The 22,990-nt window shown below is 64.6% G+C and carries 27 protein-coding genes and 2 pseudogenes; 5 read left to right on the forward strand and 24 right to left on the reverse strand.

From position 1 onward, the window contains the following. Positions 1-44: 44 nt before the first annotated feature. The 12 genes and pseudogenes from K9U40_RS09175 to K9U40_RS09230 all read right to left on the reverse strand — a co-directional run bounded on the left by K9U40_RS09175 (position 45) and on the right by K9U40_RS09230 (position 7,871). Positions 45-287 carry a nitrogen fixation protein NifZ gene (locus K9U40_RS09175; protein WP_282889920.1) on the reverse strand — a complete coding sequence of 81 codons (243 nt, stop codon included), beginning with the start codon at positions 285-287 and terminating at the stop codon, positions 45-47. Continuing rightward, positions 287-613, reverse strand: a complete 327-nt coding sequence (locus K9U40_RS09180) for a nitrogen fixation protein NifZ (RefSeq protein ID WP_282889894.1) — start codon at positions 611-613, stop codon at positions 287-289. Before K9U40_RS09180 ends, K9U40_RS09175 begins: the two co-directional genes overlap by 1 nt. Next, a complete protein-coding gene (locus tag K9U40_RS09185; RefSeq protein WP_282889895.1) occupies positions 610-1,389 on the reverse strand; it encodes a 4Fe4S-binding leucine-rich repeat protein in 780 nt (259 codons plus the stop codon). Before K9U40_RS09185 ends, K9U40_RS09180 begins: the two co-directional genes overlap by 4 nt. Continuing rightward, complete coding sequence (locus tag K9U40_RS09190) at positions 1,379-1,918, reverse strand: hypothetical protein (protein WP_282889896.1); 540 nt, start codon at positions 1,916-1,918, stop codon at positions 1,379-1,381. The genes K9U40_RS09185 and K9U40_RS09190 overlap by 11 nt, the downstream gene beginning before the upstream one ends. A 102-nt stretch (positions 1,919-2,020) precedes the next feature. Next, complete coding sequence (locus K9U40_RS09195) at positions 2,021-2,335, reverse strand: HesB/IscA family protein (RefSeq protein ID WP_282889897.1); 315 nt, start codon at positions 2,333-2,335, stop codon at positions 2,021-2,023. 11 nt (positions 2,336-2,346) lie between these two features. Beyond that, positions 2,347-2,571: a 4Fe-4S binding protein gene (locus tag K9U40_RS09200; RefSeq protein ID WP_011995790.1), complete on the reverse strand. Its 225-nt coding sequence runs from the start codon at positions 2,569-2,571 to the stop codon at positions 2,347-2,349. 121 nt (positions 2,572-2,692) lie between these two features. Beyond that, positions 2,693-4,255: a nitrogenase cofactor biosynthesis protein NifB gene (nifB, locus tag K9U40_RS09205; protein ID WP_282889898.1), complete on the reverse strand. Its 1,563-nt coding sequence runs from the start codon at positions 4,253-4,255 to the stop codon at positions 2,693-2,695. Positions 4,256-4,579: 324 nt separating this feature from the next. Continuing rightward, the gene (locus K9U40_RS09210) at positions 4,580-5,449 is read right to left on the reverse strand and encodes an SIR2 family NAD-dependent protein deacylase (RefSeq protein ID WP_282889899.1); all 870 of its coding nucleotides are present in this window, start codon (positions 5,447-5,449) and stop codon (positions 4,580-4,582) included. 6 nt (positions 5,450-5,455) lie between these two features. Continuing rightward, positions 5,456-5,671 (reverse strand): putative nitrogen fixation protein NifT, encoded by a 216-nt coding sequence (nifT, locus tag K9U40_RS09215; protein WP_011995787.1) that lies wholly within the window; start codon positions 5,669-5,671, stop codon positions 5,456-5,458. A gap of 204 nt (positions 5,672-5,875) precedes the next feature. Then, positions 5,876-7,078: a cysteine desulfurase NifS gene (nifS, locus tag K9U40_RS09220; protein ID WP_282889900.1), complete on the reverse strand. Its 1,203-nt coding sequence runs from the start codon at positions 7,076-7,078 to the stop codon at positions 5,876-5,878. 140 nt (positions 7,079-7,218) lie between these two features. Further along, positions 7,219-7,485 (reverse strand): annotated as a pseudogene (locus tag K9U40_RS09225) (NifU family protein); the annotation flags it as partial. Between the two features lie 65 nt (positions 7,486-7,550). Then, positions 7,551-7,871, reverse strand: coding sequence for a HesB/IscA family protein (locus tag K9U40_RS09230; RefSeq protein WP_011995784.1), 321 nt, complete (start codon positions 7,869-7,871; stop codon positions 7,551-7,553). 472 nt (positions 7,872-8,343) lie between these two features. Here K9U40_RS09230 and K9U40_RS09235 point away from each other — a divergent pair, with 472 nt between their 5' ends. Continuing rightward, positions 8,344-8,931, forward strand: coding sequence for a hypothetical protein (locus tag K9U40_RS09235; RefSeq protein ID WP_282889902.1), 588 nt, complete (start codon positions 8,344-8,346; stop codon positions 8,929-8,931). 281 nt (positions 8,932-9,212) lie between these two features. Here the strand turns inward: K9U40_RS09235 and K9U40_RS09240 are convergent, their stop codons facing one another. Beyond that, complete coding sequence (locus K9U40_RS09240; protein ID WP_282889903.1) at positions 9,213-9,671, reverse strand: Rieske (2Fe-2S) protein; 459 nt, start codon at positions 9,669-9,671, stop codon at positions 9,213-9,215. 11 nt (positions 9,672-9,682) lie between these two features. Continuing rightward, positions 9,683-11,332, reverse strand: coding sequence for a flavin monoamine oxidase family protein (locus K9U40_RS09245; protein WP_282889904.1), 1,650 nt, complete (start codon positions 11,330-11,332; stop codon positions 9,683-9,685). A gap of 320 nt (positions 11,333-11,652) precedes the next feature. On the opposite strand from K9U40_RS09245, the gene K9U40_RS09250 reads away from it, so the two are divergent. The 4 genes from K9U40_RS09250 (at position 11,653) to K9U40_RS09265 (ending at position 13,686) form a co-directional block, all read left to right on the forward strand. Next, entirely contained in the window at positions 11,653-12,114 is a 462-nt protein-coding gene (locus tag K9U40_RS09250; protein WP_282889905.1) for a hypothetical protein, read from the forward strand. 122 nt (positions 12,115-12,236) lie between these two features. After that, positions 12,237-13,097 (forward strand): sulfurtransferase, encoded by an 861-nt coding sequence (locus K9U40_RS09255; RefSeq protein ID WP_282889906.1) that lies wholly within the window; start codon positions 12,237-12,239, stop codon positions 13,095-13,097. 14 nt (positions 13,098-13,111) lie between these two features. Continuing rightward, the gene (locus tag K9U40_RS09260) at positions 13,112-13,363 is read left to right on the forward strand and encodes a hypothetical protein (RefSeq protein ID WP_282889907.1); all 252 of its coding nucleotides are present in this window, start codon (positions 13,112-13,114) and stop codon (positions 13,361-13,363) included. Between the two features lie 5 nt (positions 13,364-13,368). Continuing rightward, the gene (locus K9U40_RS09265; protein ID WP_282889908.1) at positions 13,369-13,686 is read left to right on the forward strand and encodes a hypothetical protein; all 318 of its coding nucleotides are present in this window, start codon (positions 13,369-13,371) and stop codon (positions 13,684-13,686) included. 250 nt (positions 13,687-13,936) lie between these two features. On the opposite strand, the gene K9U40_RS09270 is transcribed toward K9U40_RS09265, so the two are convergent. The 10 genes and pseudogenes from K9U40_RS09270 to nifH form a co-directional block, all read right to left on the reverse strand. Then, positions 13,937-14,593 (reverse strand): nitrogen fixation protein NifQ, encoded by a 657-nt coding sequence (locus K9U40_RS09270; protein ID WP_282889909.1) that lies wholly within the window; start codon positions 14,591-14,593, stop codon positions 13,937-13,939. A 142-nt stretch (positions 14,594-14,735) separates the two neighbouring features. Further along, positions 14,736-15,032, reverse strand: coding sequence for a ferredoxin III, nif-specific (gene fdxB / locus K9U40_RS09275; RefSeq protein ID WP_282889910.1), 297 nt, complete (start codon positions 15,030-15,032; stop codon positions 14,736-14,738). Between the two features lie 18 nt (positions 15,033-15,050). After that, positions 15,051-15,251, reverse strand: coding sequence for a CCE_0567 family metalloprotein (locus K9U40_RS09280; protein ID WP_282889911.1), 201 nt, complete (start codon positions 15,249-15,251; stop codon positions 15,051-15,053). A 15-nt stretch (positions 15,252-15,266) separates the two neighbouring features. Beyond that, positions 15,267-15,737: a NifX-associated nitrogen fixation protein gene (locus K9U40_RS09285; protein ID WP_282889912.1), complete on the reverse strand. Its 471-nt coding sequence runs from the start codon at positions 15,735-15,737 to the stop codon at positions 15,267-15,269. 8 nt (positions 15,738-15,745) lie between these two features. Further along, the gene (gene nifX, locus K9U40_RS09290) at positions 15,746-16,141 is read right to left on the reverse strand and encodes a nitrogen fixation protein NifX (protein WP_282889913.1); all 396 of its coding nucleotides are present in this window, start codon (positions 16,139-16,141) and stop codon (positions 15,746-15,748) included. A 24-nt stretch (positions 16,142-16,165) separates the two neighbouring features. Next, complete coding sequence (nifN, locus tag K9U40_RS09295) at positions 16,166-17,593, reverse strand: nitrogenase iron-molybdenum cofactor biosynthesis protein NifN (protein ID WP_282889914.1); 1,428 nt, start codon at positions 17,591-17,593, stop codon at positions 16,166-16,168. A gap of 9 nt (positions 17,594-17,602) precedes the next feature. Then, complete coding sequence (gene nifE, locus K9U40_RS09300) at positions 17,603-19,501, reverse strand: nitrogenase iron-molybdenum cofactor biosynthesis protein NifE (protein WP_282889915.1); 1,899 nt, start codon at positions 19,499-19,501, stop codon at positions 17,603-17,605. 120 nt (positions 19,502-19,621) lie between these two features. Continuing rightward, positions 19,622-21,181, reverse strand: a complete 1,560-nt coding sequence (gene nifK, locus K9U40_RS09305) for a nitrogenase molybdenum-iron protein subunit beta (RefSeq protein WP_282889916.1) — start codon at positions 21,179-21,181, stop codon at positions 19,622-19,624. A gap of 84 nt (positions 21,182-21,265) precedes the next feature. After that, positions 21,266-22,771 (reverse strand): nitrogenase molybdenum-iron protein alpha chain, encoded by a 1,506-nt coding sequence (gene nifD / locus K9U40_RS09310; RefSeq protein WP_282889917.1) that lies wholly within the window; start codon positions 22,769-22,771, stop codon positions 21,266-21,268. Between the two features lie 76 nt (positions 22,772-22,847). Beyond that, positions 22,848-22,990, reverse strand: a pseudogene (gene nifH / locus K9U40_RS09315) (nitrogenase reductase); the annotation flags it as partial.

Raw genomic sequence — 22,990 nt, forward strand, 5'->3', positions numbered from 1 at the left:
CGTCTCGTCTCTTTCCCTCAGGGAGCCGCCATTGCGGCCGGAGCCTATTCGAGCGGTTCGATTTCTTCCTCGAGGCAACCCACCACCAGGCGCTCGTTGAACTCGATGAGGTAAATGGGCGTGTTGGTGTCGGTGTGCGTCCCGACCTGCACGATCTCGCCGGTGGCGCCATGGCCCACCAGAAGAGCCTCTTCCGGCACGTCCGGATAGGAGCCGTCATTGTAGAGATCAATGAGGGTCTTGACCTTCATGCCCCACTGGTACTTCGGGTTGCGCGGCTCGAGGATCATGCTTTGGGTGCTCCGGGCATAGGGGGCAGGGGAATGTCTTCTTCGTCGCGCGGGATCGCGCTTTCGAGTTCCTTGCGCTTCATGCCGACGCGATTGCCGCTCTCAGTGAACTCCACACCGTAAATGTAGAACTGCTGAAGGAAGGTCCCGATGGAGACGACATAGCCGATCTCGCCTTTTTTCGCGAGAATCTCGCCGATTTCCTTGCCGGCATACGTCCCGTCATTGCGGATGACGCGCTTTGCCTTCACCTTTTCGCCGAAGTTGAAGTAAGGCGGTTCGGAAACCTCGACCACATCGCTATCACGAACAATGTTGCTCATAGCGGCATCTCCCTTACAAGCTCCCCTCCCGCCTGCACGCGGGAGCGGGCGACCTCGCGCACGAAGTCGTCGTCGTCATCGATGAGCTGGGACACGTGGGCGGGCGCGATGCGGCTCGCCACCTCGTAGCGCACCCGCCAGTCCGGATCGGCGACGAGCGCGGAGAGAAGGTCGGGCGCAAGGCGCTGGGCCACTTCAAGGCGGACCTGCGCGCTCCTGTCATTGACCATGCACAGGAGCCATTCGGCCGGCAGGCGCTGGGCCACCACCCGGCGAACCTCGGCCTCCGGGTCGTCCACCATGCGCGACAGCAGTGGCGGCGCGATACGGCGCGCCACCACGAGGCGCACATAATAGTCCTCATCCGCCATCATGGGCGTGAGGTCGGCATCCTCCAGCAGCGACACGATGCGGATCCGCACTTCCCGGTGCGGATCGTAGCGCAACGGGAGGATCTTGGTCTTCGGCAGGCGCCGCGCCGCATTCCAGCGCACCGTCTCCTCGGGGTCATTGAGGAGCGGGGGCAGGACAAACACGTCCGCGTGCTTGGCTGCTATGGCGCGCACCTCGAAATGATCGTGCCGCACATAGGAATTGGCGAGGGACGGATTCCAGTTGAAGAAACGATCTATGCGCCGGGCGTAGCGGTCGTTCACGCAAGCCCGTCGCAGACGGCATTTACCCTCCGCCAGGAGGTCCTGGTGGGCGCACGAGGAGCAATCAACGTCTTCCCCGAGCCAGGTCTTGGCTTCGTCGATGTCGTCTTCAGTCGTCATCGTCCTGCCCTGCCCTGTTCAGCACATCAAGCAAGAGCTTCGCACCGATCTTGTCGGTGGGATCGAGCTCCAGCAGCTTCATCACCGCGGCCCGCCCCTCCTCAAGATCGCCGAGGCGCATGTTGAGGTAGGCGTAGCCTTTCAGCGTAAACAGGAAGAAGCGCGGCATCAGCCGGTCGTAGCGGGAGAACTCCGCGTCCTCGGCCCGCACGTCCCGCCAGTCGGCCGGCAGATTGGTCTCCCGCTGAGCCTTGGAGAGGCACTCCCTCGCCACCTCCAGGCATTCCCGGAGCCGGCCCTTGTAGAAATAGAAACGGTAGAGACCGATCAGAACCGCCGCATGGCCCGGCGCCAGCGCCTCAGCCTGCCGCAGATGGGCTTCCGCAACTTCGTCCTGTTGGTAGGAAAGGCCGGCTTCCCACAGATGATACTGCGCGTCCTCCGGTAGCCCTCCCCCCATCACGGCGCTCGCCAGGAGCGCCTCGGGGGTGAGGAAATCCGGTTCGCCCGAAACCTGCGAGCCTTCCATTCCCATCCCCTTACTTCCCTCTGCAGCCCTCCGACCGGGAGCCGGCTGCGCGTGACGCTTGTCCGGGACGGGGACGCCGCCCCGGACAAGAAGCGTCACGATTCAGTGCGTGTGCGAGCTGCAGGTGGTCGCCTTCGGATCCTGGAACACCAGGCCGGTCTTGGCAGCGGTATCGGTGAAGTCGATGGTGACGCCATCGAGCAGCAGGCGGCTTTCCGCCGGCAGGAACAGCTTCAGGCCGTCCTTCTCCACCACCGCATCACCCGGCGCAGGCTCCTGGAGCACCGCGATGTCGGCATTGAGCCCCGAGCATCCACCGGGGGTCACATGCATCCGGAAACCGGCGCTCGGACCACCGTCGGCCATGATCATCATGCGGATGAAACGCTGGGCCGAACGGGTCATCGTGAAGTTCATCGCGTCTCTCCTTACGCGGTGGGCTGATAGCGGGGATATGCGTTGTCGATGACGCAGGTATCGTCCACCGGGCAGACCGCCGCGCACTGGGGCACGTCGAAGTGACCGATGCACTCGGTGCACTTCTTCGGGTCGATCACGAACGTCCCGTTCTTCTCCGAAATGGCCACGTTGGGGCACTCCGGCTCACAGGCCGAGCAGCTCGTGCACTGCGACGCCACGATTTTCAACGTCATGGGATGCTCCTTTGATGCCGAGCGCGCGATCTGATCGGCAGGACGGTCGGTTTGCTTCAACTTGCTGGCAGATCCGCCCGGGCCCTTTCAAGCCGGGCGGATCCAGATCCTGATGCCTCGTTCAGGCCGCGTTGATGAGGGCGCCTTGACGGATCTCGGCGTCGCCGCGCACCACGTGCTCGATCTCGCCGGTCTTCACCTTGTTGAGGTATTCCTTGAACCAGGTGATGGCCGACTTCTCGATGAACTCGTGGGCGAACCCGTCCACCGGCTCGATACCGGCCTTGACGAGGTCGGCCTTCGGGCAGCCGCCGATCTTCGCCACGAACACCGCATGGCAGTCGTTGATGGCGCGGATGATGGTCTCGAGGCTGTCCTCCTCGCCGTAGCCGCCCTGGCAATACAGGTCGACGCGGCGATGGCCGACGAACTTGGCGCCGCCGGTGGAGAGCTCCCACACCTGGAACTCCTTGGCGTGGCCGAAGTGCTCGTTGATGAGGCCCGAGCCCTTGGTGGCCACGGCGACGAGAAGCTTGATGTCGCTCTGCTCGCCGGCGAGAGCCTCCAGCTCCTCCTGCTTCGCGGCCACCTTGGCCACGCGCTCTTCCTCGACCAGGGCCTGGTAGGCCTTGCGGCTTTCGAGGTCGTAATTGACCTCCATGGCCATGATCTTGTCGGTGGTGAACTCGGCGGAGCGGTCCTCACCGAGGAGGCCCACCGCGTCGGCGCGGCACTGGCGGCAGTGGCGCATCATGTTCATCTCGCCCTCGCACTCGTCCTGGAGCGCCTTGAGCTCCTGGGCGGTCGGGCCGCGCTGGCCGTTAAGGCCGAACACGGTGCCGTGCTCCGGGGAGGAGATGAGCGGCATGATGTTGTGCAGGAACGCGCCGCGGGACTTCACCGCCCGGTTCACTTCAACGAGGTGCTTGTCGTTGATGCCGGGGATCATCACCGAGTTGACCTTGCAGAGAATGCCACGCTCGGTAAGCATTTCCAGGCCCAGCATCTGCCGGTCGGTGAGGAGCTTGGCGGCCTCGTAGCCGGTGTAGCGCTTGTGCTTCCAGAACACCCACGGATAGATCTTCGCGCCGACTTCCGGGTCCACCATGTTGATGGTGATGGTCACGTGGTCGACGTTGAAGCCGGCGATGGTGTCCACATGGTCGGGCAGGGCCAGGCCGTTGGTGGACAGGCAGAGCTTGATGTCGGGGGCAGTCCGGTTGATCAGCTCGAAGGTCTGGAAGGTCTTCTCCGGATTGGCCAGCGGGTCGCCGGGGCCGGCGATGCCAAGCACGGTCATCTGCGGGATGGTGGAGGCGACCGCGAGCACCTTCTTCGCCGCCTGCTGGGGGCTCAGCTTCTCGGAGACCACGCCGGGGCGGGATTCATTCGCGCAATCATACTTGCGATTGCAGTAGTTGCACTGGATGTTGCAGGCGGGCGCGACCGCAACGTGCATACGCGCATAGTGGTGATGGGCTTCTTCACTGTAGCAGGGATGGTTCTTCACCTTTTCCCAGATCTCGGTGGGCAGGTCGCCCTGGCCGGCGGACGAACCGCAGCTGGCCTTGCCCGAACCACCGGAGGTGCCGCAGCCCTGGTGTTCCGCCTTGGCCTGCATGACCTCGGCGAGCTTGTCGGCCATACCGACTTCGGTCGTCTCGTGCTGTGTCGACGCGTGCATGAAACTGCTCCTCGCTTCCAGCAGGATCCTCAAAAAAATCCTTGGCCCTGGATGAGCAACTGGCGTGCCAGCGTGACATAGGGAAAATACGTAATGAAATTCAGCAGCTTATGAAATCGAGCCAGCTGTAGGCTTGCCAACACCCACAGAACGGGTGAACGACATGTTGGAAAAGTTACATGCTCCAACGTTGGGTTTCGGCCGGATTCGGCGCAGACATTGATCTTGATCAATGCGGTGCGGAAAACGCCAGCCATCCCACAGAAACGAAGAGAGCATGTCCGGGAACGGACATGCTCTCCAAAGACGTTGGAACTGAAAAGATCAGGCGGCCGACGTGATGATGTCCACCGCCTTGGGCAGCGCCATGGCGATGGGCGTGATGCCGTGGGTCAGGAGGAAGCGCAGCTCGTTCTTGGTCAGGACCTCTTCGTCCACGATGGCGAAGTGCGGCAGGCGGGAACGCTTCGTGATCTGCCGCGCGTAGGTGCGAAGCATCTGGTCGTGGAAGCGGCAGCCGAGGAACAGGAAGCTGCGCTCGGTACGCCGGTTCTTCACCACGTCGGGGATCGGCGTCTGGATGTCGATCTCGGTCAGAACCTCGACATAGTCGGCGTCGGAGATCAGCCAGTTCTTGGCCGGCGCGACGCTGCCATGGGGCTTGTAGAGCACGGTCTGCCAGGTCTCCGCCGTGGCGCGGTCGCTCTCCTTGCCGTCGGCGTCGTAGAAGCGGTACCAGCGATCCTCGCCGATGCCGGCTCGGGTGATGCCCTGCACCTCGCCCCAGCCGGTGCTGCCGGCAAGGGCTGCACGCATGGCCCCGTCATACCAGGTGTCCACGATCATCGGCAGCTTGAGGCCGGCGAGGAAGGTGTGGATCGGCAGCGGCGCCACCTCGGGCCCGAAGGCCTCGGCCATGAGCGCCGAAACGGTGTTGCGGTGCTTCATGCTCTCGATGTGCTGGGCGGCGGTCCAGGCATTGCCCTTGGCCCGCTTGGGCAGCGCCACCTTGGTGCCGAAGAAGACCGAGAGGGCTTCCGGGGTGGTCGGGATGGCGGGCGGCGACAGATCGAGAAGGCCGGGCCCCAGATAAGGCACGACCTTGCCCGCAACGAGCTCCGCCGCCACGTCCTTCAGGACGGCTTCGGCGTCGGCGAGCTTCAGCGTCTCAATATTGGCGACGGAAATATTCATGTCAGGTCACTCCTCCTCGCCGCGCTTCTTCGCGTTCACGGTGATGGGGAGGGTCGTGCCCTCGGCCATCTCCGGCAGATCAAGCACCCAGCCGTTGGCGATCTTGATCCAGCCGCCCCACAGGGTCTCGTGCTCGGTCTCGACGATCGGCTCCTCAAGGTCCTTTTTGGGAACGTAGATGGACAGCCCCATCTCCGGAGAACGGCGAATCATAATCTTCATACAACTGGCTCCTCGATCGGGCGGGGCTCGCCGCTATGACCCGCGCCGACATCCCTGCGATGTCGTTCGTGGACGGTCCTCGTGCGCGCGACGACCGCCCAGGCGGTCGGCATCGGGCACGCATGTTCGGGGGAGAGGGTGACGTGCGCCGGCACGCCCGCGCCATCGCCGCATCCGGGTGCGAGGCTAGATCCGGGTGCGAGGCTAGACATGGCCGGCCACGGGCGCGCCTTCCGCACCCTCCCGCCCGAGCCAGGCCGGCGACATGGCGCGCAGGCGCGAGACGATCTCCGGCAACGCCTCCAGCACCCGGTCCACATCCTCGCCGGTATTCTCACGGGAGAGCGAGAGGCGCAGCGCGCCGTGCAGCGCCGTGGACGGCAGGTTCATCGCCCGCAGCACGTGGGACGGCTCGGTGGAGCCGGAGGTGCAGGCGGAACCCGTGGAGGCGGCGATGCCGACCTTGTTGAGATTATGCAGCACCGCCTCGCCGTCCAGATATTCGAACGCGATGTTGGCGGTGTTCGGCAGGCGGTTGTCGGCGTCGCCGTTGAGCAGCGCGTGGCTCACCTGCTGGAGGATGCCCTGCTCGAGCCGGTCGCGCAACGCCTTCACCCGGGTGCGCTCTTCCTCCATGTGCTGGAGTGCCAGCTCGGCGGCCATCCCGAGGCCAATGATCGCGGGCACGTTCTCGGTGCCGCCGCGCCGCCCGCGCTCCTGGTGGCCGCCGCGGACCAGCGGGCGGAACTTCACGCCCTTCTTCACATAAAGCGCGCCGATACCCTTCGGTCCGTGCAGCTTGTGGCCCGACAGGGACAGCATGTCGATGGCGGTCGACTTCAGGTCGATGGCGACCTTGCCCGCCGCCTGCACCGCATCGGTATGGAACAGCGCACCGGCCTGGTGCGCCAGCTCGGCCAGCTCGGCGACGGGGAACAGGGTTCCGGTCTCGTTGTTGGCCCACATGACCGAGGCGAGCGCGGTCTTCGGCGACAGCGCGCCGGCATAGGCGTCCATGTCCAGCCGGCCGTTGCGATCGACGCCGATCAGATGGACCTTGATGCCGCGCGTTTTCTCGAGATGCGCCACGAGGGTGAGAATCGCCGGATGCTCCACCGTGGTGGTGACGATCTCGTCCCGCCCCTCCTGCACCTCCAGCGCCGAAAGGATGGCCGCATTGTCGGCTTCCGTCCCGCCGGAGGTGTAGATGATCTCGTGGTCGAAGGCGGCACCAAGCAGGGCCTGGAGCTGCTTGCGCGCAGCCTTGACCGCCTCCCCGACCTTCTCGCCGAAGGCGTGTGTCGAGGAGGCGTTGCCGAAATGCTCGGAGAAGAACGGCAACATGGCCTCGACCACAGCAGGGTCGGTCCGTGTCGTCGCGTTGTTGTCGAGATAGACAGGCCGCACGGCAGCACCCCCTGGCATCGTCTGGACCGAGGCGCGCCGCCTCAGCGCGTCGGAGACGGCACGGCGGGGGCCGGAGCCACCGGGGCGGCGGACGGAGCGGGAGCGACGCCCTTGAGGCTCACCAGCGGCTTGTTCTGCGCGCCGGCCACCGGGATGAGGCGGATGAGCTCGCCCAGACGCTCCACGATCTTGGTCTGGATGCCCTCGATGGTCTCGCTCGCCAGCTTGCAGAACACGCAGGCGCCGGTCATCTTGACCATCACCTTGTTGCCGTCGATCTCGACGAGCTCGCAGTCGCCGCCGTCGCGCTTGAGGTTCGGACGGATCTCCTCGATCACCTCGCGGATGATCGCCTCACGCTTGGCTTCGCGGGTGAGCGGCGCGCTCTCTTCGGTCTCGGCCAACATCGCTCTGTCCTTTGTCTGTAGGTTGTTCGACCCGTATGCCCCTGGCCGCATCGGCCGAAGGACGCTCAGCCGAAGGATTTGCCGCAGGAGCAGCTCGAGGTGGCGTTCGGATTCTCGAAGGTGAAACCGGAACCCTCCAGCGCCACCACGAAGTCGATGACGGTGCCGGCGAGCAGTTCGTGGCTCTGATTGTCCACGAACACCTTCACGCCCTCGCGCTCGACCACGGTGTCGTCCGGCTCGGCGTCGCTGACGAGGCCCATCTTGTACTGGTAGCCGGCGCATCCGCCCGTCTCGACCATGATGCGCAGACCGCTGACGGGCTGATCCGCGCCCAGGATCGCGTCCCGGACCGCATGCAAGGCGCTGTCGGTCAAATTGATCATCGCTCGACCTTCGCTTGAGAGGTTGCTTCGGGCCTCCATCCAGCAAGCGTCGTGCCAGACAGCAAAGGACTGATTTGCCTGATTTTTCGGGAACTCAGCTGTTGCCTTTGCGACGCGTGTCTGATTCCGGACAAGCCGATGGGCGCTTCCGCGGGGCCGGCGGGCGGCGCCCGTTCGGCCCTCCCCGCGGGGCAGGAACCCCGCCGCCGCCAGGAATTGCAACGTTGCGTCTTGCCCCGGAGGGCTCCCGCGTCGCCCTGGGGATGGCCGATTGTCGCGCCGCCCCCTTGCGGCGGCCGGCACCGTGCGGCGCGGCAAAGGGCTTGCATGTGCTTCGCGCCTGCCCCCTTGCGCGGGCGGCACGCCGAACGGGATTTCGGCGGAGAGCGGTGCCTTCGCGCCGAGGGCGCTCCCCTGCTCGCGCCCGACTGAGACCGTCTGAGAGTTGTGTGCTGAACCGGAGATTTTTTTGATGACTGCGATCGAGAACACCCCCCTGGGCCGGCTTGATAAAGAGGGGCGACTCCTGAATGCCGTGCTCAAGCAGGCGACCAAGCCTGGCCGCTTCGACTTCCGCGGCGACATCGCCCTGAAGTTCCAGCAGCAGGTGGCCGACGAGAAGCGCCCGCCGGAATACACCATGGAGCAGGTCATCACCTTCGCGGAGGAGGGCAAGCCCACCATTCCCGTGCTGGCCGGCTACCTGCAGAACTTCGCCTTCCTCTCGGATGTGGCGGACGTGCTCGGCGATGCGCTTGCCCCCGACGGCAAGTATTTCCTGTTCTGCAACAACATCGACCTTCTCGCGAAGTATCGCGTCACCTACGGCGACAAGACGTTCTACGTCCTGCCCTGCGACGAATCGACCGTGTGGAAGGAGATGATGGATCTCCTCAGCCTCGACAAGAACGACATCAAGAAGCTGGACACCGGCGGCAAGACCGACGTGGTGCTGGACGCAGCGCTGGGCTGGCACGAGGATTACGAGACCATCACCTATGAAAAGGGCGTCTCCATCATGGAGCCGGTGAAGAACCGGAACGAGAACCGTCCGGTCTGATCGACCCGGTTCCGGAAACGGGCCCTCGCCGGCATCGGAGCGGGGGCCCCTCACATGCCCGCCGGGGGCCTCGGCCCCCGGGACAACCAGGCTCCGCAGATGCCACTCCCCAGGCAACGCCAAGCCCGGGGAACGTCACTCCCCGGGCAGGAGCTGAACGGCTCCGATGCCTTGAAAGCAACAGGGACGTGACGCCCGAGGAGAAGACATCCCGACACTGTTCGGACAAAACCATCCCGGCCAGGAGGGCGCGCCGGGCGACAGGCACCCGGCTGCCGAATTCAAACGCCGCCGCCCTCGTCGGAGCAGGAGGTCACTTCCTCCTCGTCGTCCTCTTCCTCCTCCGCCAGCGTCACCCCGGTCACGCAGATGTCGTTGTCGATGACGCTCAGCGACACCGGGGTCAGGCTGCGGCCCTTGCAGGGCCCGTCGATGCACACGCCGGTGCCCAGCTCGAACAGGGCGCCGTGCTTGCCGCACATGAGGCGGATGCCGTTGGGATCGAGGAACTGGTTGCGCTCCCAGTCCAGCTTCACCCCGTCATGGGGGCAGAGGTTGACATAGCCGAACACCTGCCGGCCCCAGCGGACGACGACGAGATTGAACGGCTTCTCGACCCCGTCCTCGACCTTCATCAGCTCGAAGCCGCGCGCGCGCTGACTCGGAATGTCGCTCATGGAGCAGATGACGTAGGCGATGCCGCCCTCGGGCGCGCTTTCTTCCGCGATGCTCGGTTCCATCTTGTCCTCGTTCACGATGCACTCGTCAGGAACGGACCCTTGCCGGGGCCCGCGCCGGGGGGAAGGCCATTGCCGGCCTGCGCCAGGCCCGCCTCGGCCTTGGCCAGCAGGCGGCGGTTGGCGGCGAGGCAGAAGTCGCGCCAGGCCGCCGCCACGTCGCGCAGGATGGTCTGCACGTAATCCCGCGACAGATGGTGCTCGCCCGGGAAATTGGACAAGGCGCAGGACGTGCGGTTGAAGGCGATGATGTCGTCGAGCAGGGTCTGGATGAAATCGCGGAACGGCAGCTGCACGTCGCTCATCAGCGCCGAACGGCCCTTCTCCACCGGCACCTCCCGCATGTCGAAGGGCAGCGTGTCCAGCATGTCGGCGGCGCGCTCGTAGATGTCCTCGATGGCGCCGAGCATGGCCCGCTGCGTCAGTTGCTCGCGCTGCTGGGAGGCAAGCGCCCGGTTGAGGCGCACGCGATAGGCCTCGAAGGCGGCATCATTCAGCGTCGCCACCCAAGCGGAGAAGCGCGCAAGGCTCGCCGCGTTGACGGACAATCCCTCGGGCAGCGCCAGGTCCACATCGTCGGTCCGCGCCCTGGCCAGCGCGCGCTCGATGCGCCGCGCCGCCTCCAGCGCGCCCTCCAGGTAGCCCGCGCCCTGGGTCGCGGTCTCGGAGCCGCCCAGGTGCAGCCGGCCGTCCCACAGGGGCCGGCGCAGCAGGGGATTGGAGAAGGCCACATGCTCGCCCGCCGGCTCAGCGCGGTCGCGGGCGGAGCAGGTGAAGGGCTCCAGCGCCCAGTCCTGGTAATGCTGCTCTCCCCCTTCGGCCGCGTTGCCGAACACCTGCACCATCTGGCTGTCCATGAGCATGGGCAGGCCAGCGACGAAGGCTTCGCGGAGGTCCGGCGGGAAGCTCAGGAAGCCACCGAGGGCCGCCTTGCTACCGGTGGCGTCGCAGGCATCGAAGATTTCGCCCACCACCGCCTGCTCATGGGTGACGAATGCGTTGCCGGACTGGCCGGCCGCCCGCCAGAACGGCGCGGCATAGGCCATCACGACCTTGGCCTGCGCCGCCATCCAGGTGGGGGCGGCGCCCATGGCGTCGCGGGTGGCCCCGTCGAGATCCGGCGCGAAGCGCACGGTTTCCGCCACCAGCCGCGGCGGCAGGGCGATCACCACATGGCGCGCCTCGACGGTGAGGAAGGCGTCGTCCACCCGGAAGGTGAGCACCACATGGTCGCCCATGTCCTCCACCTTCTGGAGCACGTGGCCGAGCCGCACCTGATCCTCGCCAAGGCCGTCCGCCAGCGTGGCCACGATCCGCGCCATGCCGCCGGCGACGCGCTGCGCTCCGCCATGGACCTGCTGGGCGAAGCCCTGGGGGTTCTTGTCGGCCTCGGTGAGGTGGAGCACCGCGCCTTCGTCGTGCTGGGCAAAGGTGGAAAGGCCAAGCTCCGAGACGAAGGCGCTGATGAGCGGCTGGGTATCGGGCCAGAACCAGGTCGGCCCCAGATCCACCGCCTCGCCGGTCGTAGCGGGGACCGCGGTCAGGATACGGCCTCCAAGCCGCGCCCGGGCCTCGAACAGGGTAAAGCCGCGCTCCGCCTTCCTGAGGTGCCGCGCCAGCGCGAGGCCGCACAGCCCGCCGCCGATGATCGCCGTGTCCAGCATGGATCTCAATCCCCTGCGTGTCGCTTTTTGGAGCCCTTGCAAGATTCGCGCACAGCCGGGAACGGGCTGGTTTGCGCCGCTCCCAGCGGAGCGCCACGTCGGATTTCACGCGATCTACGACGCATTTCCGACATGCCGCCGTCGACCTCCGACACTCGATCCGGCACGAACCGTCAGGCCGCCCAGGGGCATGCACGCCTGCATTTGCAGCGGTTCCGACGGGTCCTGCGCCCCTTGGACGGGATATGGACCGCGCTGGCACGAAAATTGATCAGCCGGGGGAACCGTTCGTCACACCTGATTGTCTAGTGGAGATTGACATGATCGTCGCGTCGGAATTCGCCACCCGCTCCCTTGAAGAGATCAAGGAGCTGCTGGCGGGCGGCACCCTGACCGTTTATTCCGTGGCCCGTCCCGTGAGCGCCGACCACGCCGTCGACCGCAGCGGCAAGCTTGCCGTCTTCACCTTCGCCACCCCGGCATTCAACACCCCGTCCGAGGACGGCACCGAAGTGCCGAACTTCGCCGCTCCGGTGGTGAGCGCGACCGACGTTGGCACCCCCGGCTTCGCCCGCGCGGTGACCGCCGACGGCAAGGTGGTGGCCGACTTCTCCGTCGGCCCCGGCGACCGGGAGGTCAAGCTCGCCGAGGTGTCCTGCTCCGCCGGCGCGCCGGTGAAGGTCGTCAACTTCAAGTTCAACCCGGAAGGCGGCTGGCCGGAGCGCGTGGACTATTACGACGCCCACCCCCGTCCCGGCTACAGCCTGCCCAAGGTGCGCTGAGCGCAATATCGGCCGGCGGCACGCCGATGCCGCCGCGCCATCGACACGTTCCGCCGGGCCGCCCGCCCGGCGGGTTCTGAACCGAGCCGATGTTCGAACCCCGACAGGGAGACACTTGCGTCATGTCCACCGTTCTTCCCGGACCGTTGGTGAGCACCGATTGGCTGGCCGAGCATCTCGAAGCCCCGGACGTGAAGATCCTGGACTGCACCTGGCTGCATGAAAGCAGCAACATGGACGGGCGCACCCAGTATCGCGGGCGCCATCTTCCCGGCTCCGTGCATTTCGACATTGATCATGTGGCGGACAAGAGCAATCCGCTCCCCCACATGCTTCCGCCCGCCGCCGAGTTCGCCAAGAAAGTGGGCCTGCTCGGCATCGCCGACGGCGACAAGATCGTGGTCTACGATCGCCTGTGCGGCGGCGCGGCGGCCGCGCGGGTGTGGTGGATGTTCCGCATCTTCGGCTACCCGGACGTGGCCGTGCTGGACGGCGGCTACGGCAAGTGGGTGAAGGAGAAGAAGCCTTCCGACATGTCGCCGGTGCGGCCCGAGCCGAAGACCTTCACCGCCGCCTTCAATCCCGTCCTCGTGCGCAACATGGGCGAGATGATCGCCAACCTGTCCAGCAAGGCCGAACAGGTGATCGACGCGCGCGGCCCGGCCAAGTACGCCGGCACGCAGGACGACGTCTTCCCGGTGAAGAAAAAGGGCCATATTCCCGGCTCGGTGAACCTGCCCTGGGGCGACCTCATCGTCGAGGAGACCGGCGTGCTGGTCTCTCCCGAGGCTCTCGCTGCCCGTTTCGCATCGGCCGGGATCGACATCACCAAGCCGGTGGTTGCGACCTGCGCTTCCGGCACCATCTCGGCCGTCCTATTGCTGGCCTTGTTCATCCTCGGCAACACGTCGGCGGCGCTCTATGACGGCTCCTGGGCCGAATGGGGCCTCGCCGAGGACACGCCGGCGGCAGCCGCGGCCTGACGGGAGCAGCACCCATGGCCGACACTCTGCCCCTCATCAGCGACGGCGAGGAATTCACGCTCCTCGCCTCGGACGACCAGTCCCATTTCGTGCTCCGCTTCAAGCCGGACGGCCTCACCGCAGACCTTTCCGGAGAGGACGCGGAGCGCTTTCGCGGTGATTATGAAACGGTAAAGTCGCAATTTCCGGACTGGAGTTCGGATCAGGTTCTGGCGCAGCTCTGGGACCAGGGCGGCTACAGTTGGCTTGCAGCTCAGGACGGGTGACCCAAATGGCAACCACGCTCATCAAGACCACTTCCGACGGGCGCAAGCTCGAAGTCTCCGGCCTCGCCATCCTGCTCGACGGGCAGCTCGAGGCCTTTGACCTGACCGAGATCAAGCTTCATCCCAACTGCCGAAAAGTCTGGTCAGTCCACCCGGAGGCCACCCATCTCGCTGGCCGCGTGACGCTGACGAAGGAAGAGGCGGACCTGGTGGAAAAGGCATTCAAGGAGGCTGAGGCCGAGATCCTCGCGAGCCCGGCCGCCATCAACGAGCGATTTCGGATCGCCATGATGTGGCGCGCCCGCAGCGAAGGCATCGAGTGAGGACGCCGGCCACGGCCGATTCCCGGGACCATTGATGGTGAGCCCGGCTTCGCATTTCGCGAGGCCGGGCTTTTTCGTGAAACAGGGCGCGAGCGACAACGAACAAGGCCCCGTTCAGCCTGACATCACGCGGCCGGCATGGAGCAGCGTCGAAGTCGGCTCTTGATAAAGGGGCTGGCGGGCTGCAGGGGGATGCCGCCCACGGCCAATCGCAAAGCGGTGATGCATGCCGACGCCGGCGGCAATCGTCCTATTCGGCCGCCTCGGGCAGCGCCGTGCCAGGCGGCTCGTTGCCGTTCGCAACGGCATTCCGGTTGCGGGCGAGCCGGGATTCGCCATCCTCCGCGCCGAAGCAGATATGGAATTCGTCGCAATCGGAGCACACCGGCGCAGCGCACAGGGAGAAGCCCTCCGAACCGCACACCATGCGGTAGAGGAACTTCTTCCATTTCATGTCCTGCCGGTTCTTGAGCGCCAGCGGCTCAAAGCGTCGCGTCATGAGCGCCCGCAGTTCCTGGCGATCCCGCAGGCCCAGGTCCTGCCACAGGTGATGGGGCGACTGACAGCGCCGCGCGATCATGGCGATGAAATGGGTTTGCAATCGCCCGGTATCAGAGGAATAAATGCCAAGAATGTCCCGAACCGACTGCTCTTCCGCCTCGATCGTGAGGACGCGGCCTTCCACCTGTCGGTCAAGCGCTTCCACCGCCGCGGGAAACAGGATACGTGCGAGATCCAGGAACGCCGGCTTCTCAAGGCCGAGCACCTCAAGGGGATTCCGGCCATCCTCCTCCGCCTCGACAAAGGCAACGGCGGTGATGGCGGCCGCCACATGCACGTCAAAAGGGTCGCCGGCCGAAGAGGTCGATGAAGCAATCAACCAGTCATAGACCTCTTCGGCCGCCATGGACCCACTCCTCAGAGCATGCGCTGTTCCGCCCGCGTCACGCGCCGATCGGATACCGCATTCCCTTCCCGAATGTGTGGAGAGGGATTCCATCTGATGGATCCATCTCCGGGACAGGCTCCACACTCAGGCGTGGCGACCGTCAGGCCGCTGCCTGCTCATGGCCGTGAACCTGGCAATTGGCCGGGCAGACACGCGCGCACGCACCACAACCGATGCAGGCGCCCGTATCGTTCATGACCATGACCTTCTTCTCGACCTCGTCGTCCTCGTCATCATCGAGCTCGACGACATCGCCGTCCTCGTTGATGCCCTTCAGCGTCATCACGTCCCGGCCGCAGACCTTGAAGCAGCGCCCGCAACCGATGCATTTTTCAGCGTCGATATCGAGCAAATAGTCTGGCTGCCAGGCTCGACCATCTCGGGTTTCGTTTGACATTTCGAAAAAGCCTTCAGGTTAGGCGGCCTCAAGTGCTTTCAGGTCCGCGCGCTTCTGTTCCAGCTCGGCGAAGGCGCTATGCGCCCTCTTGGCGACATCCATGATCGTCTCCCAGCTGATGGGGAGTTCTTCGGACAGATCGTGGAGGTCCATTTTTGCTTGCGTCGCCTTGGCGGACAGCTTCTTGATCTCGGCCTTGAGTTCTTCCACGTCGCTCATGGGTGCACCTGATCTTCAGTAGTTGGCCACTTCCGGGAACTTCCGGATCATCTCGACGCCCGAGGTGACGAATTTCGTCCCCTCCTCGCCCAGCTTGGCGAGATTGTCGAAACCGTAGCGGTGGACATCCCGCAGTTGCTTGTTGACCACGATCAGCCGGCCGCCGATGAGCACCATGCGGCCGAAGCCTTCGTGGCTCATCTTCAGCATGGGGGTGATCATCACCTTGGTCTCACGCTCGATCATGAGGCACACGGCGTTGAAGAACAGCTCCATCCGCCAGATGGTCTCGGGATCGGGATCACCGATGATGGGGAGGGCGCGGCGCGCCTCCTTGTCCACGATATAGGGCGCGATCAGATCGAGATCGGCCTTTCCTTCCCACGCGCCGTGGGTGTCCTGGGCGCGCCAGACCTTGATGAGTTCCTTGACGAACGGATTGTCTTCTGCCGACACCGGTTCGATCACTTGCGCTGCTTCGGACATGTCCATCCTCATTCATCAAAATCGAAAGTACGTTCCTGGCCCTTCGACATCACCTTGCGCAGCCAGGGCGGCGGCGTGCCACGCAGCACCGTGGTCAGCTTCTCGATGAGGTCTTCGATCTCCTCGGGCTGGTTCACCTTCATGGGGTGGATGTTGTTCGCCACCACCCGCGCCGCGCCCGAGCCACCGATTGCGGCCACGTAGAGGATCGCGCAGTCCTTGATCGCCTCGATCTTCGGGGCGAGCTTGTCCTCGTTGCCATCCTCCTTCAGGTCGCCGTCGAACTCGATGGCTTCCACGAAGTGGTGACTTTCCGGGCCAACCTCGTAGATGGCGATGTTCTTGGCCCACCCGAAATGGGCATCGACCCGTTTGAGGTCCTGGGTTGCAAATGCGACTTTCATGGGAGGGTGCGCCTCTGCTCGTTCTTAGTGATGGGCCGTGCTCACGGCGGAGCCGTGGGTGGGCGTCGCCGCAGGGGCATGGGAGTGGCCGTGGCCATCCCCGTCCCACGGATTCTTCCAGGTGTCGGGCGTCACCTCGTGGTTCGCCTCGTGATCGGCGATGCACAGGTTCGCCAGCGTGAAGATCAACTCCCGGGTGCCGCGGTAGCCGGCGATCATCCGGTGCCCGGCTCCGATGCGATCGAACATGGGAATGCCGATGCGGTGGAACGGAATGTTCAGGCGCTCCGCCGCCTGCCGGCCATGGGAGTGGGTCAGCAGCAGGTCGCAACCACGCTCCTTGGCCAGCGTCTCCAGGTCCTCGAGGTCGCCGAGCAGCACCTCTTCCGCCGGCAGCTTCTCGAACACCGGCGACTGGGTCGTGGTGACGGCGGTCGTGATGTGTGTGCCCATCTCATGGAGCATGGAGGCCACATCGTACAGAAGGTCCGGCTCGGCGCCGATGGCGAGCTTGCGCCCGCCCAGATGGAAATGCGCGTCCAGCATGGCGTCCACGAGTTGCCCGCGCTGGCGGCGATACTTCCTGGGCACCTCGCGTCCCGAGATCTCGCTCAGGAACATAAAGAACTCGTCGTTCGGCCCAAGCCCGCAAAGCCGCTCGAACAGGCGATAGGGGATGCCCGTCTTCTTCTGCATGGCCTCGGCCGCGGCCCGCATCTGCTCGCCGATGGCGATGGTCCAGGACGCCTGGCCCATGGCGGCCACCTCCTGGACGCTGATGCCGCCGATGGTGGTCGGGGTGAAATCGTCAGGAATGTGCCCGTCGAGCGAGCCCGCGAGATCCGGAAGGAAGGAGGGCTCGAGGCCGAAATCCTCCAGGATAGTGCGCAATTCGTCGAGGTCGCCCGGCGACAGATGCGAGCCCGGCAGCACGTTGACACGCTTTGGATCGGGCGTGGCGTCCGGCTCCGGCTTCTTCACCAGCACCTGGACCATCTTCTCGACCGTCTTCTCCCAGCCGTCCTGGAAGGCACCCTTGAAGTCCGGCGTCGAGACATAGACCATCGGGAAGTCGGCGAGCTGCGGATACTTATCTCGGATCAGCTTGATATAGCCATCCACATCGTCACCCTTGGTCTCGGTGACGCCGGTGGAGCAGATGCCGATGATTTCCGGCTTGGTCCGGTTATAGATGTTGAGGACCGCCTGCTCCACATTGTCCAGTCCGCCGAGCACGGTGGCAACCTCGCTCATGGCGGTGGTCTGGAGCGGGATCGCCTCCTTGAAGTGGCGCACGAACAGCACCAGGCCGAACGAGGTGCAGCCCTGCGAGCCGTGCAGCAGCGGCATGGCGCCCCGAAGCCCCATGAAGGCGAGCGCACCACCAATGGGCTGGCTCATCTTCAGGGGATTGACGGCGCAGGCCTTCTTGCCCTGAACGAATTTCGCCATCGCCGCCTCCTATTCCGCTGCCACGAGGGTGGCGGGCACACTGGTAGACGCCGCGGCATCCAGCATCTCCTCAATGCGCTCGGCGCAACCGCCGCAGCCGCTGGAGGCCTTGGTCTGCGCCTTCACATCGGCGAGATTGCTCGCGCCGGCGTGGATGGCATCCTCGATGGCGCCTACATCCACGCTCTTGCAATTGCACACTTTCTTGGCCCGCCGCTTGGCTTCCGCCGCGATCGGGTCGAGCTCGGGCTCTTCCGCGGGGACAAGACCCCTGGCCTCGAAGATCTCCTCAATCCGCACGCTGCATGCGCCGCAACCACCGGACGCATTGGTATGCGTGCGCACCCCCTCCACCGTGGTGAGGCCGTGGGCCGCGATGGCATCCTCGATGGTGCCGAGGTCCACGCTCTTGCAGTTGCAGATCTTCTTGGAGCGCCGGGCCTTTTCGGCCGCCACCGGATCAGCGGCAAGGGCGGCGGCTTCCGCCTCCATCTCGGCGATGGCGCGGTTCTGCCAGTTGTTGGCGGGATTGTCCCACGGGGCGGGCTTGCGCACCTGTTCCCAGATGGGGTTGTAGAGCGCCTTGTCAATCTCCTCGACCAGCTTCACCATGCCCACATAGCCCATATAGGCGTGGTGGCGCTCCTGGTTGATGTCGAGCCACGGCATGGCCGCTTTCAGGGCGATGAACTGCGAGCGGCCGCCCGAGAGCATGATGTCGGCCTTCGCGTCCTTCAGCATCTTGTACATTTCGCGGGGCGTCATGTCGTCGATCATGTGGGCGTCCTGCCCCATGAGCTCCTTGATGCGCTCCTTGTCCTCCTTGGTGGACTTCTTGACGGAGGTACCCACCAGCTCGAGACCCGCCTCCTGCAACGCGGCCACCACCGACCAGGACTTCACGCCGCCGGTGATGAGCAGCACCTTCTTGTCCTTGAAGCGGGGCTTGTACTTGGCGATCGCCGCCCAGGCCCTCGCCTCCTCGCGCTCGATGATGGCTTCGGTCCGGTCCATCAGTTCCGGGTCGGCGCCGCGCTCGATGAGCATGCGGGCGATCTCGCGGAGGGAATCGGAGGAGTCCTGGATGCCGTAGAACGAGCCCTCGAAGAAGGGAATGTCGTAGCGCTCCTCCATCTTACGGGCCACGTTGATCATGGCCTTGGAGCACACCATCATCGCCGCCTTGGCGCGATGGGAGGCGGCCACGTCCTTGTAGCGGCCGTCACCCGAGATGCAGGCGAGGATGCGGATGCCGAGCTCGTCGAGCAGCGGCTTCACCTGCCACAGCTCTCCGGAAAGATTGTATTCACCGATGATGTTGATGTCGTAGGGCGTCGTGTATTCGGGCTCTTCGGTGCCGATGACGTGCTGGAGGATAGCCTCGCCGGCAAGCTTGTTGCCCAGATTCTTCGGACCCACGAAGCCGGGAGAGTTCACCGGGATCACCGGCGTTCCGAACTTCTCCTTGGCCGCCTTGCAAACCGCGTCGATGTCATCGCCGATCATGGCGGGCACGCAGGTCTGATAGACGAAGACGGCGGGCGGGTTGTACTTCTCGATGATTTCCTTGATCGACTTGAACAGACGCTTCTCACCGCCGAACACCACATCGGTCTCGTTGATATCGGTGGTGAAGCCGGTGCGCCAGATCTGCGAGCCGGACGATTTCGCGCCGCGATTGTCCCAGCTGTTGCCCTCGCAGGCGATGGGGCCATGGACGAGATGAGCCACGTCGGTCAAAGGCTGCAGGGCGATCTTTGCCCCGTCGAAGGCACAGCCGCCGGCAGCGCCGCCGGGCTGGAGCTGCTTGGTGCACCCTTTTTTCTTTTCCGCCTCCGATTTGTTCTGGTTCTTCGCGCAGCCGGGCTCGTTGAAGACTTCCTGGATCGTGGCGGAAACCGAGCTCATGGATCTCTCCTTCGACAAGCGGGCTGTGTAAAGATCAGAACTTCCGAAAGGGGCAGGCTCCCGTTCGATCCGGCCCGGGCGGGGCCCCGGGCCGGATCGATTGTCGTCAGACTTCTGCGATCAACGGATGATGTCGAACGAGTAGTCGGTCTTGGCGGGGACGATGGTGTTCTGGTCGATGGTGTCGAAGATCTTGTCCAGGATCCACACCAGAACGTTCATGCCGCCCTGATAGCCCCACACCGGGTAACGGTGGTGGTGGTGACGGTCGAACACCGGGAAGCCGATGCGGATCAGCGGGGTGCCCGTGTCACGCTCCAGATACTTGCCGTAGGTATTGCCGATCAGGAAGTCCACCGGCTCCGTGAAGAGCAGGGAGCGCATGTGCCAGAGGTCGCGCCCGGGATAGACGTGGCAGTTCTGGCCGAACGGCGAAGAGTCGAACAGCTTCTGCACCTTGTCGGCCCACTTCTGGTTGCCGTTGGTGGCAAGCACGTGGGTGGGTTCCGCACCGAGCTCCAGGAGGAAGCCGGCGAGGCCGAGGCAGAGGTCCGGATCGCCGTAGATGGCGAACTTCTTGCCGTGGATGTGGGCGTTGGAGTCGGCGATAGCGTCCACCAGGCGGCCGCGCTCGCGGGCGAGCTCCTCGGGGATCTCCTTGCCGGTGATCCGCGACACCGCCATGAGGAACTCGTCGGTGCCCTTCACGCCAACCGGGTGGTTGAAGGCGACGACTTCCTGGCCGTGGTTGGCGATGAGCGGCAGGGTCTTCTCGGTGCAGTATTCCTGCATGGAGATGGTGGCCTTGGCGTGCAGCGCGTTGGCCGCCTCTTCCAGGGTGGTGCCACCGTCATACATGCGGAATTCGCCGTCGGTGGGGGTATCCCACACTTCGGAATTGTCGGCGAGGATCGTGTAGTCGACGCCCATCACGTTGAAGAGACGCTTGATTTCGCGCAGGTTGCCGACGGTATAGCCGTCGAAGCCGCCGATGAAGTTGATCTTCTCGTTGGGGACGCGCTCGAGCTTCGGCGCGGTGCCGGCCTTGCCGTCCCAGAAGTGCTCGAAGATGCCCTTGAGCACGTTGTCGTAGCCGGTGATGTGGCTGCCGACGAAGGCCGGGGTGTGGGCGAAGGGAACGTCGTATTCCTGGGGAACCGAGCCCTTTTCCTTGGCGGTCTTGATGAAGGCGTTCAGGTCGTCACCGATGACTTCCGCCATGCAGGTGGTGGAGACCGAAATCATCTTCGGCTTGTACATGTTGTAGGTGTTGGCGAGGCCGTCGATCATGTTGTTGAGGCCGCCGAACACCGCCGCGTCTTCCGTCATGGAGGAGGACACGCAGGAGCTGGGCTCCTTGAAGTGACGCGAGAAGTGCGAGCGATAATACGCAACGCAGCCCTGCGAGCCGTGCACGAAGGGAATGGTCTCCTCGAAGCCCACCGCGGCGAACACCGCGCCGAGCGGCTGGCAGGCCTTGGCCGGGTTCACGGTCAGGGCTTCACGGGCGAAGTTGAGTTCCTTGTACTCGGGGGTCTTGGCCCACTCGCGGACGCGCTCGACTTCGGCGGGATCGCGGGGGTTCTCGAACAGCTTCTTCTTGTTGGCCAGCATCTGCTGGTACTCGGGACCGCGGAACAGCTCGAAGTGATCGAGCACGTTATCTGCATTCTGTGGCATCTCGAACCCCTATGGGTGGGTCAAACGGATCAAGCCCGCCGGTTGCCCCTCCCCGAAAAGGGGAGGGGCTTCGGGCTCAGGCGGTCACTCGGCCGCGAGCAGGCCCGGCTGCGCGGGCGCCTGCTTCCACGGAGCCTTGGTCATCTTCCAGACGGGGGAGTTGATGGCCATGTCCATGTCGCGGGCGAAGATGGCGAAGCCGTCATAGCCGTGATACGGGCCGGAATAGTCCCAGGAGTGCATCTGCCGGAACGGCACACCCATCTTCTGGAACACATACTTTTCCTTGATGCCAGAGCCGACCAGGTCGGGCTGGATCTTCTCGACGAACTTCTCGAACTCATAGCCGGTCACGTCGTCATAGATGATCGTGCCATCCTTGACGTAGTGCTGGGCGGTGCGCTGATAGTCGTCGTTGTGGCCGAACTCGTAGCCCGTGCCAACCACTTCCATGCCGAGGTCTTCGTAGGCGCCGATCACGTGACGGGGACGCAGGCCGCCCACGTACAGCATGACGGTCTTGCCCTCGAGGCGCGGACGGAACTTGGCGATGACCGCGTCCATCAGGGGCTGGTACTTCGCGATCACGCGCTCGGCACCTTCCTTGATCTTGTCGTCGAAGTAGCCGGCGATCTTGCGCAGCGACTCGGCGATCTTGGACGGGCCGAAGAAGTTGTACTCGCACCACGGGATCCCGAACTTCTCTTCCATATGGCGGGAGATGTAGTTCATGGAGCGGTAGCAGTGGAGGACGTTCAGCTTGGCCTTCGGGGTGGCCTCGAGCTCGGCGAGCGAGCCGTCGCCGGACCACTGGGCGATCACGCGCAGGCCCATCTCCTCGAGAAGGATACGGGAAGACCAGGCATCGCCGCCGATGTTGTAGTCGCCGATGATGGCGACGTCATACGGAGACGGCTCGAAGCGGGGGGCCGCATTCGGGTCCATCTTGTCGAACACCCAGTCACGGATCGCGTCGTTGGCGATGTGGTGGCCGAGCGACTGCGACACGCCGCGGAAACCTTCGCAGCGGACCGGCACGATGGTCTTGTTGTCGTATTCCTTGGACTTCGCCTTGGACACGGCCTCGATGTCGTCGCCGATGAGGCCGATCGGGCACTCGGACTGGACGGTGATGCCGTTGTTGAGCGGGAACAGCTCCTGGATTTCGTCCATGATCTTCGCGAGCTTCTTGTCGCCGCCGAAGACGATGTCCTTTTCCTGGAAGTCCGAGGTGAACTGCATCGTCACGAAGGTGTCGATGCCGGTCGTGCCGATGTAGTAGTTGCGGCGGGCGGCCCAGCTGTACTGGCCGCAGCCCACCGGGCCGTGGGAGATGTGGATCATGTCCTTGATGGGACCCCACACCACGCCCTTGGAACCGGCGTAAGCGCAGCCGCGGATCGTCATCACGCCCGGGATGGACTTGATGTTCGACTTCACGCCGCAATCGGACTTGCCGGATTCATGGACATTGAGGTGCTTCGCGCGGCGCTTCGCGGTCTTCTCGGGATAAACCTTGAGAACTTCCGCGATGAGTTCCTTGTTGCGCGCCTTGATTTCAGCAACGCTTTGCGGTTGGGCCAAGCTCATTTCGAAATCTCGCTCTCGTTTTGGATGCCGTATGAAGGCCGACCCCGCAATTGGGGCCGGCCTTGCGGGGACAGCGTCAGCCGACGGAGAGTTCGGCGGCGGTCTTGCCGACCTGGCTCTCGTCGACGGCCTTCATGATGCCGTGCTCCATCAGCATGTCCTCGAGCTCGTCCATGGTGATGGGGGTCGGGATGATGCCGTTGCCAGCGTTGTTGTGAA

The organism is Xanthobacter autotrophicus (genome assembly GCF_030015065.1).
In the GTDB taxonomy this organism is placed as follows: Bacteria; Pseudomonadota; Alphaproteobacteria; order Rhizobiales; family Xanthobacteraceae; genus Xanthobacter; species Xanthobacter autotrophicus_D.

Excerpts from the sequence above, each read along its gene's own strand:
- K9U40_RS09180 (WP_282889894.1), bottom strand. The coding sequence starts at position 613 with ATGAGCAACATTGTTCGTGATAGCGATGTGGTCGAGGTTTCCGAACCG.
- K9U40_RS09185 (WP_282889895.1), bottom strand. The coding sequence starts at position 1,389 with ATGACGACTGAAGACGACATCGACGAAGCCAAGACCTGGCTCGGGGAA.
- K9U40_RS09190 (WP_282889896.1), bottom strand. The coding sequence starts at position 1,918 with ATGGAAGGCTCGCAGGTTTCGGGCGAACCGGATTTCCTCACCCCCGAG.
- K9U40_RS09195 (WP_282889897.1), bottom strand. The coding sequence starts at position 2,335 with ATGAACTTCACGATGACCCGTTCGGCCCAGCGTTTCATCCGCATGATG.
- K9U40_RS09200 (WP_011995790.1), bottom strand. The coding sequence starts at position 2,571 with ATGACGTTGAAAATCGTGGCGTCGCAGTGCACGAGCTGCTCGGCCTGT.
- nifB (WP_282889898.1), bottom strand. The coding sequence starts at position 4,255 with ATGCACGCGTCGACACAGCACGAGACGACCGAAGTCGGTATGGCCGAC.
- K9U40_RS09210 (WP_282889899.1), bottom strand. The coding sequence starts at position 5,449 with ATGAATATTTCCGTCGCCAATATTGAGACGCTGAAGCTCGCCGACGCC.
- nifT (WP_011995787.1), bottom strand. The coding sequence starts at position 5,671 with ATGAAGATTATGATTCGCCGTTCTCCGGAGATGGGGCTGTCCATCTAC.
- K9U40_RS09230 (WP_011995784.1), bottom strand. The coding sequence starts at position 7,871 with ATGATCAATTTGACCGACAGCGCCTTGCATGCGGTCCGGGACGCGATC.
- K9U40_RS09235 (WP_282889902.1), top strand. The coding sequence starts at position 8,344 with ATGACTGCGATCGAGAACACCCCCCTGGGCCGGCTTGATAAAGAGGGG.
- K9U40_RS09240 (WP_282889903.1), bottom strand. The coding sequence starts at position 9,671 with ATGGAACCGAGCATCGCGGAAGAAAGCGCGCCCGAGGGCGGCATCGCC.
- K9U40_RS09245 (WP_282889904.1), bottom strand. The coding sequence starts at position 11,332 with ATGCTGGACACGGCGATCATCGGCGGCGGGCTGTGCGGCCTCGCGCTG.
- K9U40_RS09250 (WP_282889905.1), top strand. The coding sequence starts at position 11,653 with ATGATCGTCGCGTCGGAATTCGCCACCCGCTCCCTTGAAGAGATCAAG.
- K9U40_RS09255 (WP_282889906.1), top strand. The coding sequence starts at position 12,237 with ATGTCCACCGTTCTTCCCGGACCGTTGGTGAGCACCGATTGGCTGGCC.
- K9U40_RS09260 (WP_282889907.1), top strand. The coding sequence starts at position 13,112 with ATGGCCGACACTCTGCCCCTCATCAGCGACGGCGAGGAATTCACGCTC.
- K9U40_RS09265 (WP_282889908.1), top strand. The coding sequence starts at position 13,369 with ATGGCAACCACGCTCATCAAGACCACTTCCGACGGGCGCAAGCTCGAA.
- K9U40_RS09270 (WP_282889909.1), bottom strand. The coding sequence starts at position 14,593 with ATGGCGGCCGAAGAGGTCTATGACTGGTTGATTGCTTCATCGACCTCT.
- fdxB (WP_282889910.1), bottom strand. The coding sequence starts at position 15,032 with ATGTCAAACGAAACCCGAGATGGTCGAGCCTGGCAGCCAGACTATTTG.
- K9U40_RS09280 (WP_282889911.1), bottom strand. The coding sequence starts at position 15,251 with ATGAGCGACGTGGAAGAACTCAAGGCCGAGATCAAGAAGCTGTCCGCC.
- K9U40_RS09285 (WP_282889912.1), bottom strand. The coding sequence starts at position 15,737 with ATGTCCGAAGCAGCGCAAGTGATCGAACCGGTGTCGGCAGAAGACAAT.
- nifX (WP_282889913.1), bottom strand. The coding sequence starts at position 16,141 with ATGAAAGTCGCATTTGCAACCCAGGACCTCAAACGGGTCGATGCCCAT.
- nifN (WP_282889914.1), bottom strand. The coding sequence starts at position 17,593 with ATGGCGAAATTCGTTCAGGGCAAGAAGGCCTGCGCCGTCAATCCCCTG.
- nifE (WP_282889915.1), bottom strand. The coding sequence starts at position 19,501 with ATGAGCTCGGTTTCCGCCACGATCCAGGAAGTCTTCAACGAGCCCGGC.
- nifK (WP_282889916.1), bottom strand. The coding sequence starts at position 21,181 with ATGCCACAGAATGCAGATAACGTGCTCGATCACTTCGAGCTGTTCCGC.
- nifD (WP_282889917.1), bottom strand. The coding sequence starts at position 22,771 with ATGAGCTTGGCCCAACCGCAAAGCGTTGCTGAAATCAAGGCGCGCAAC.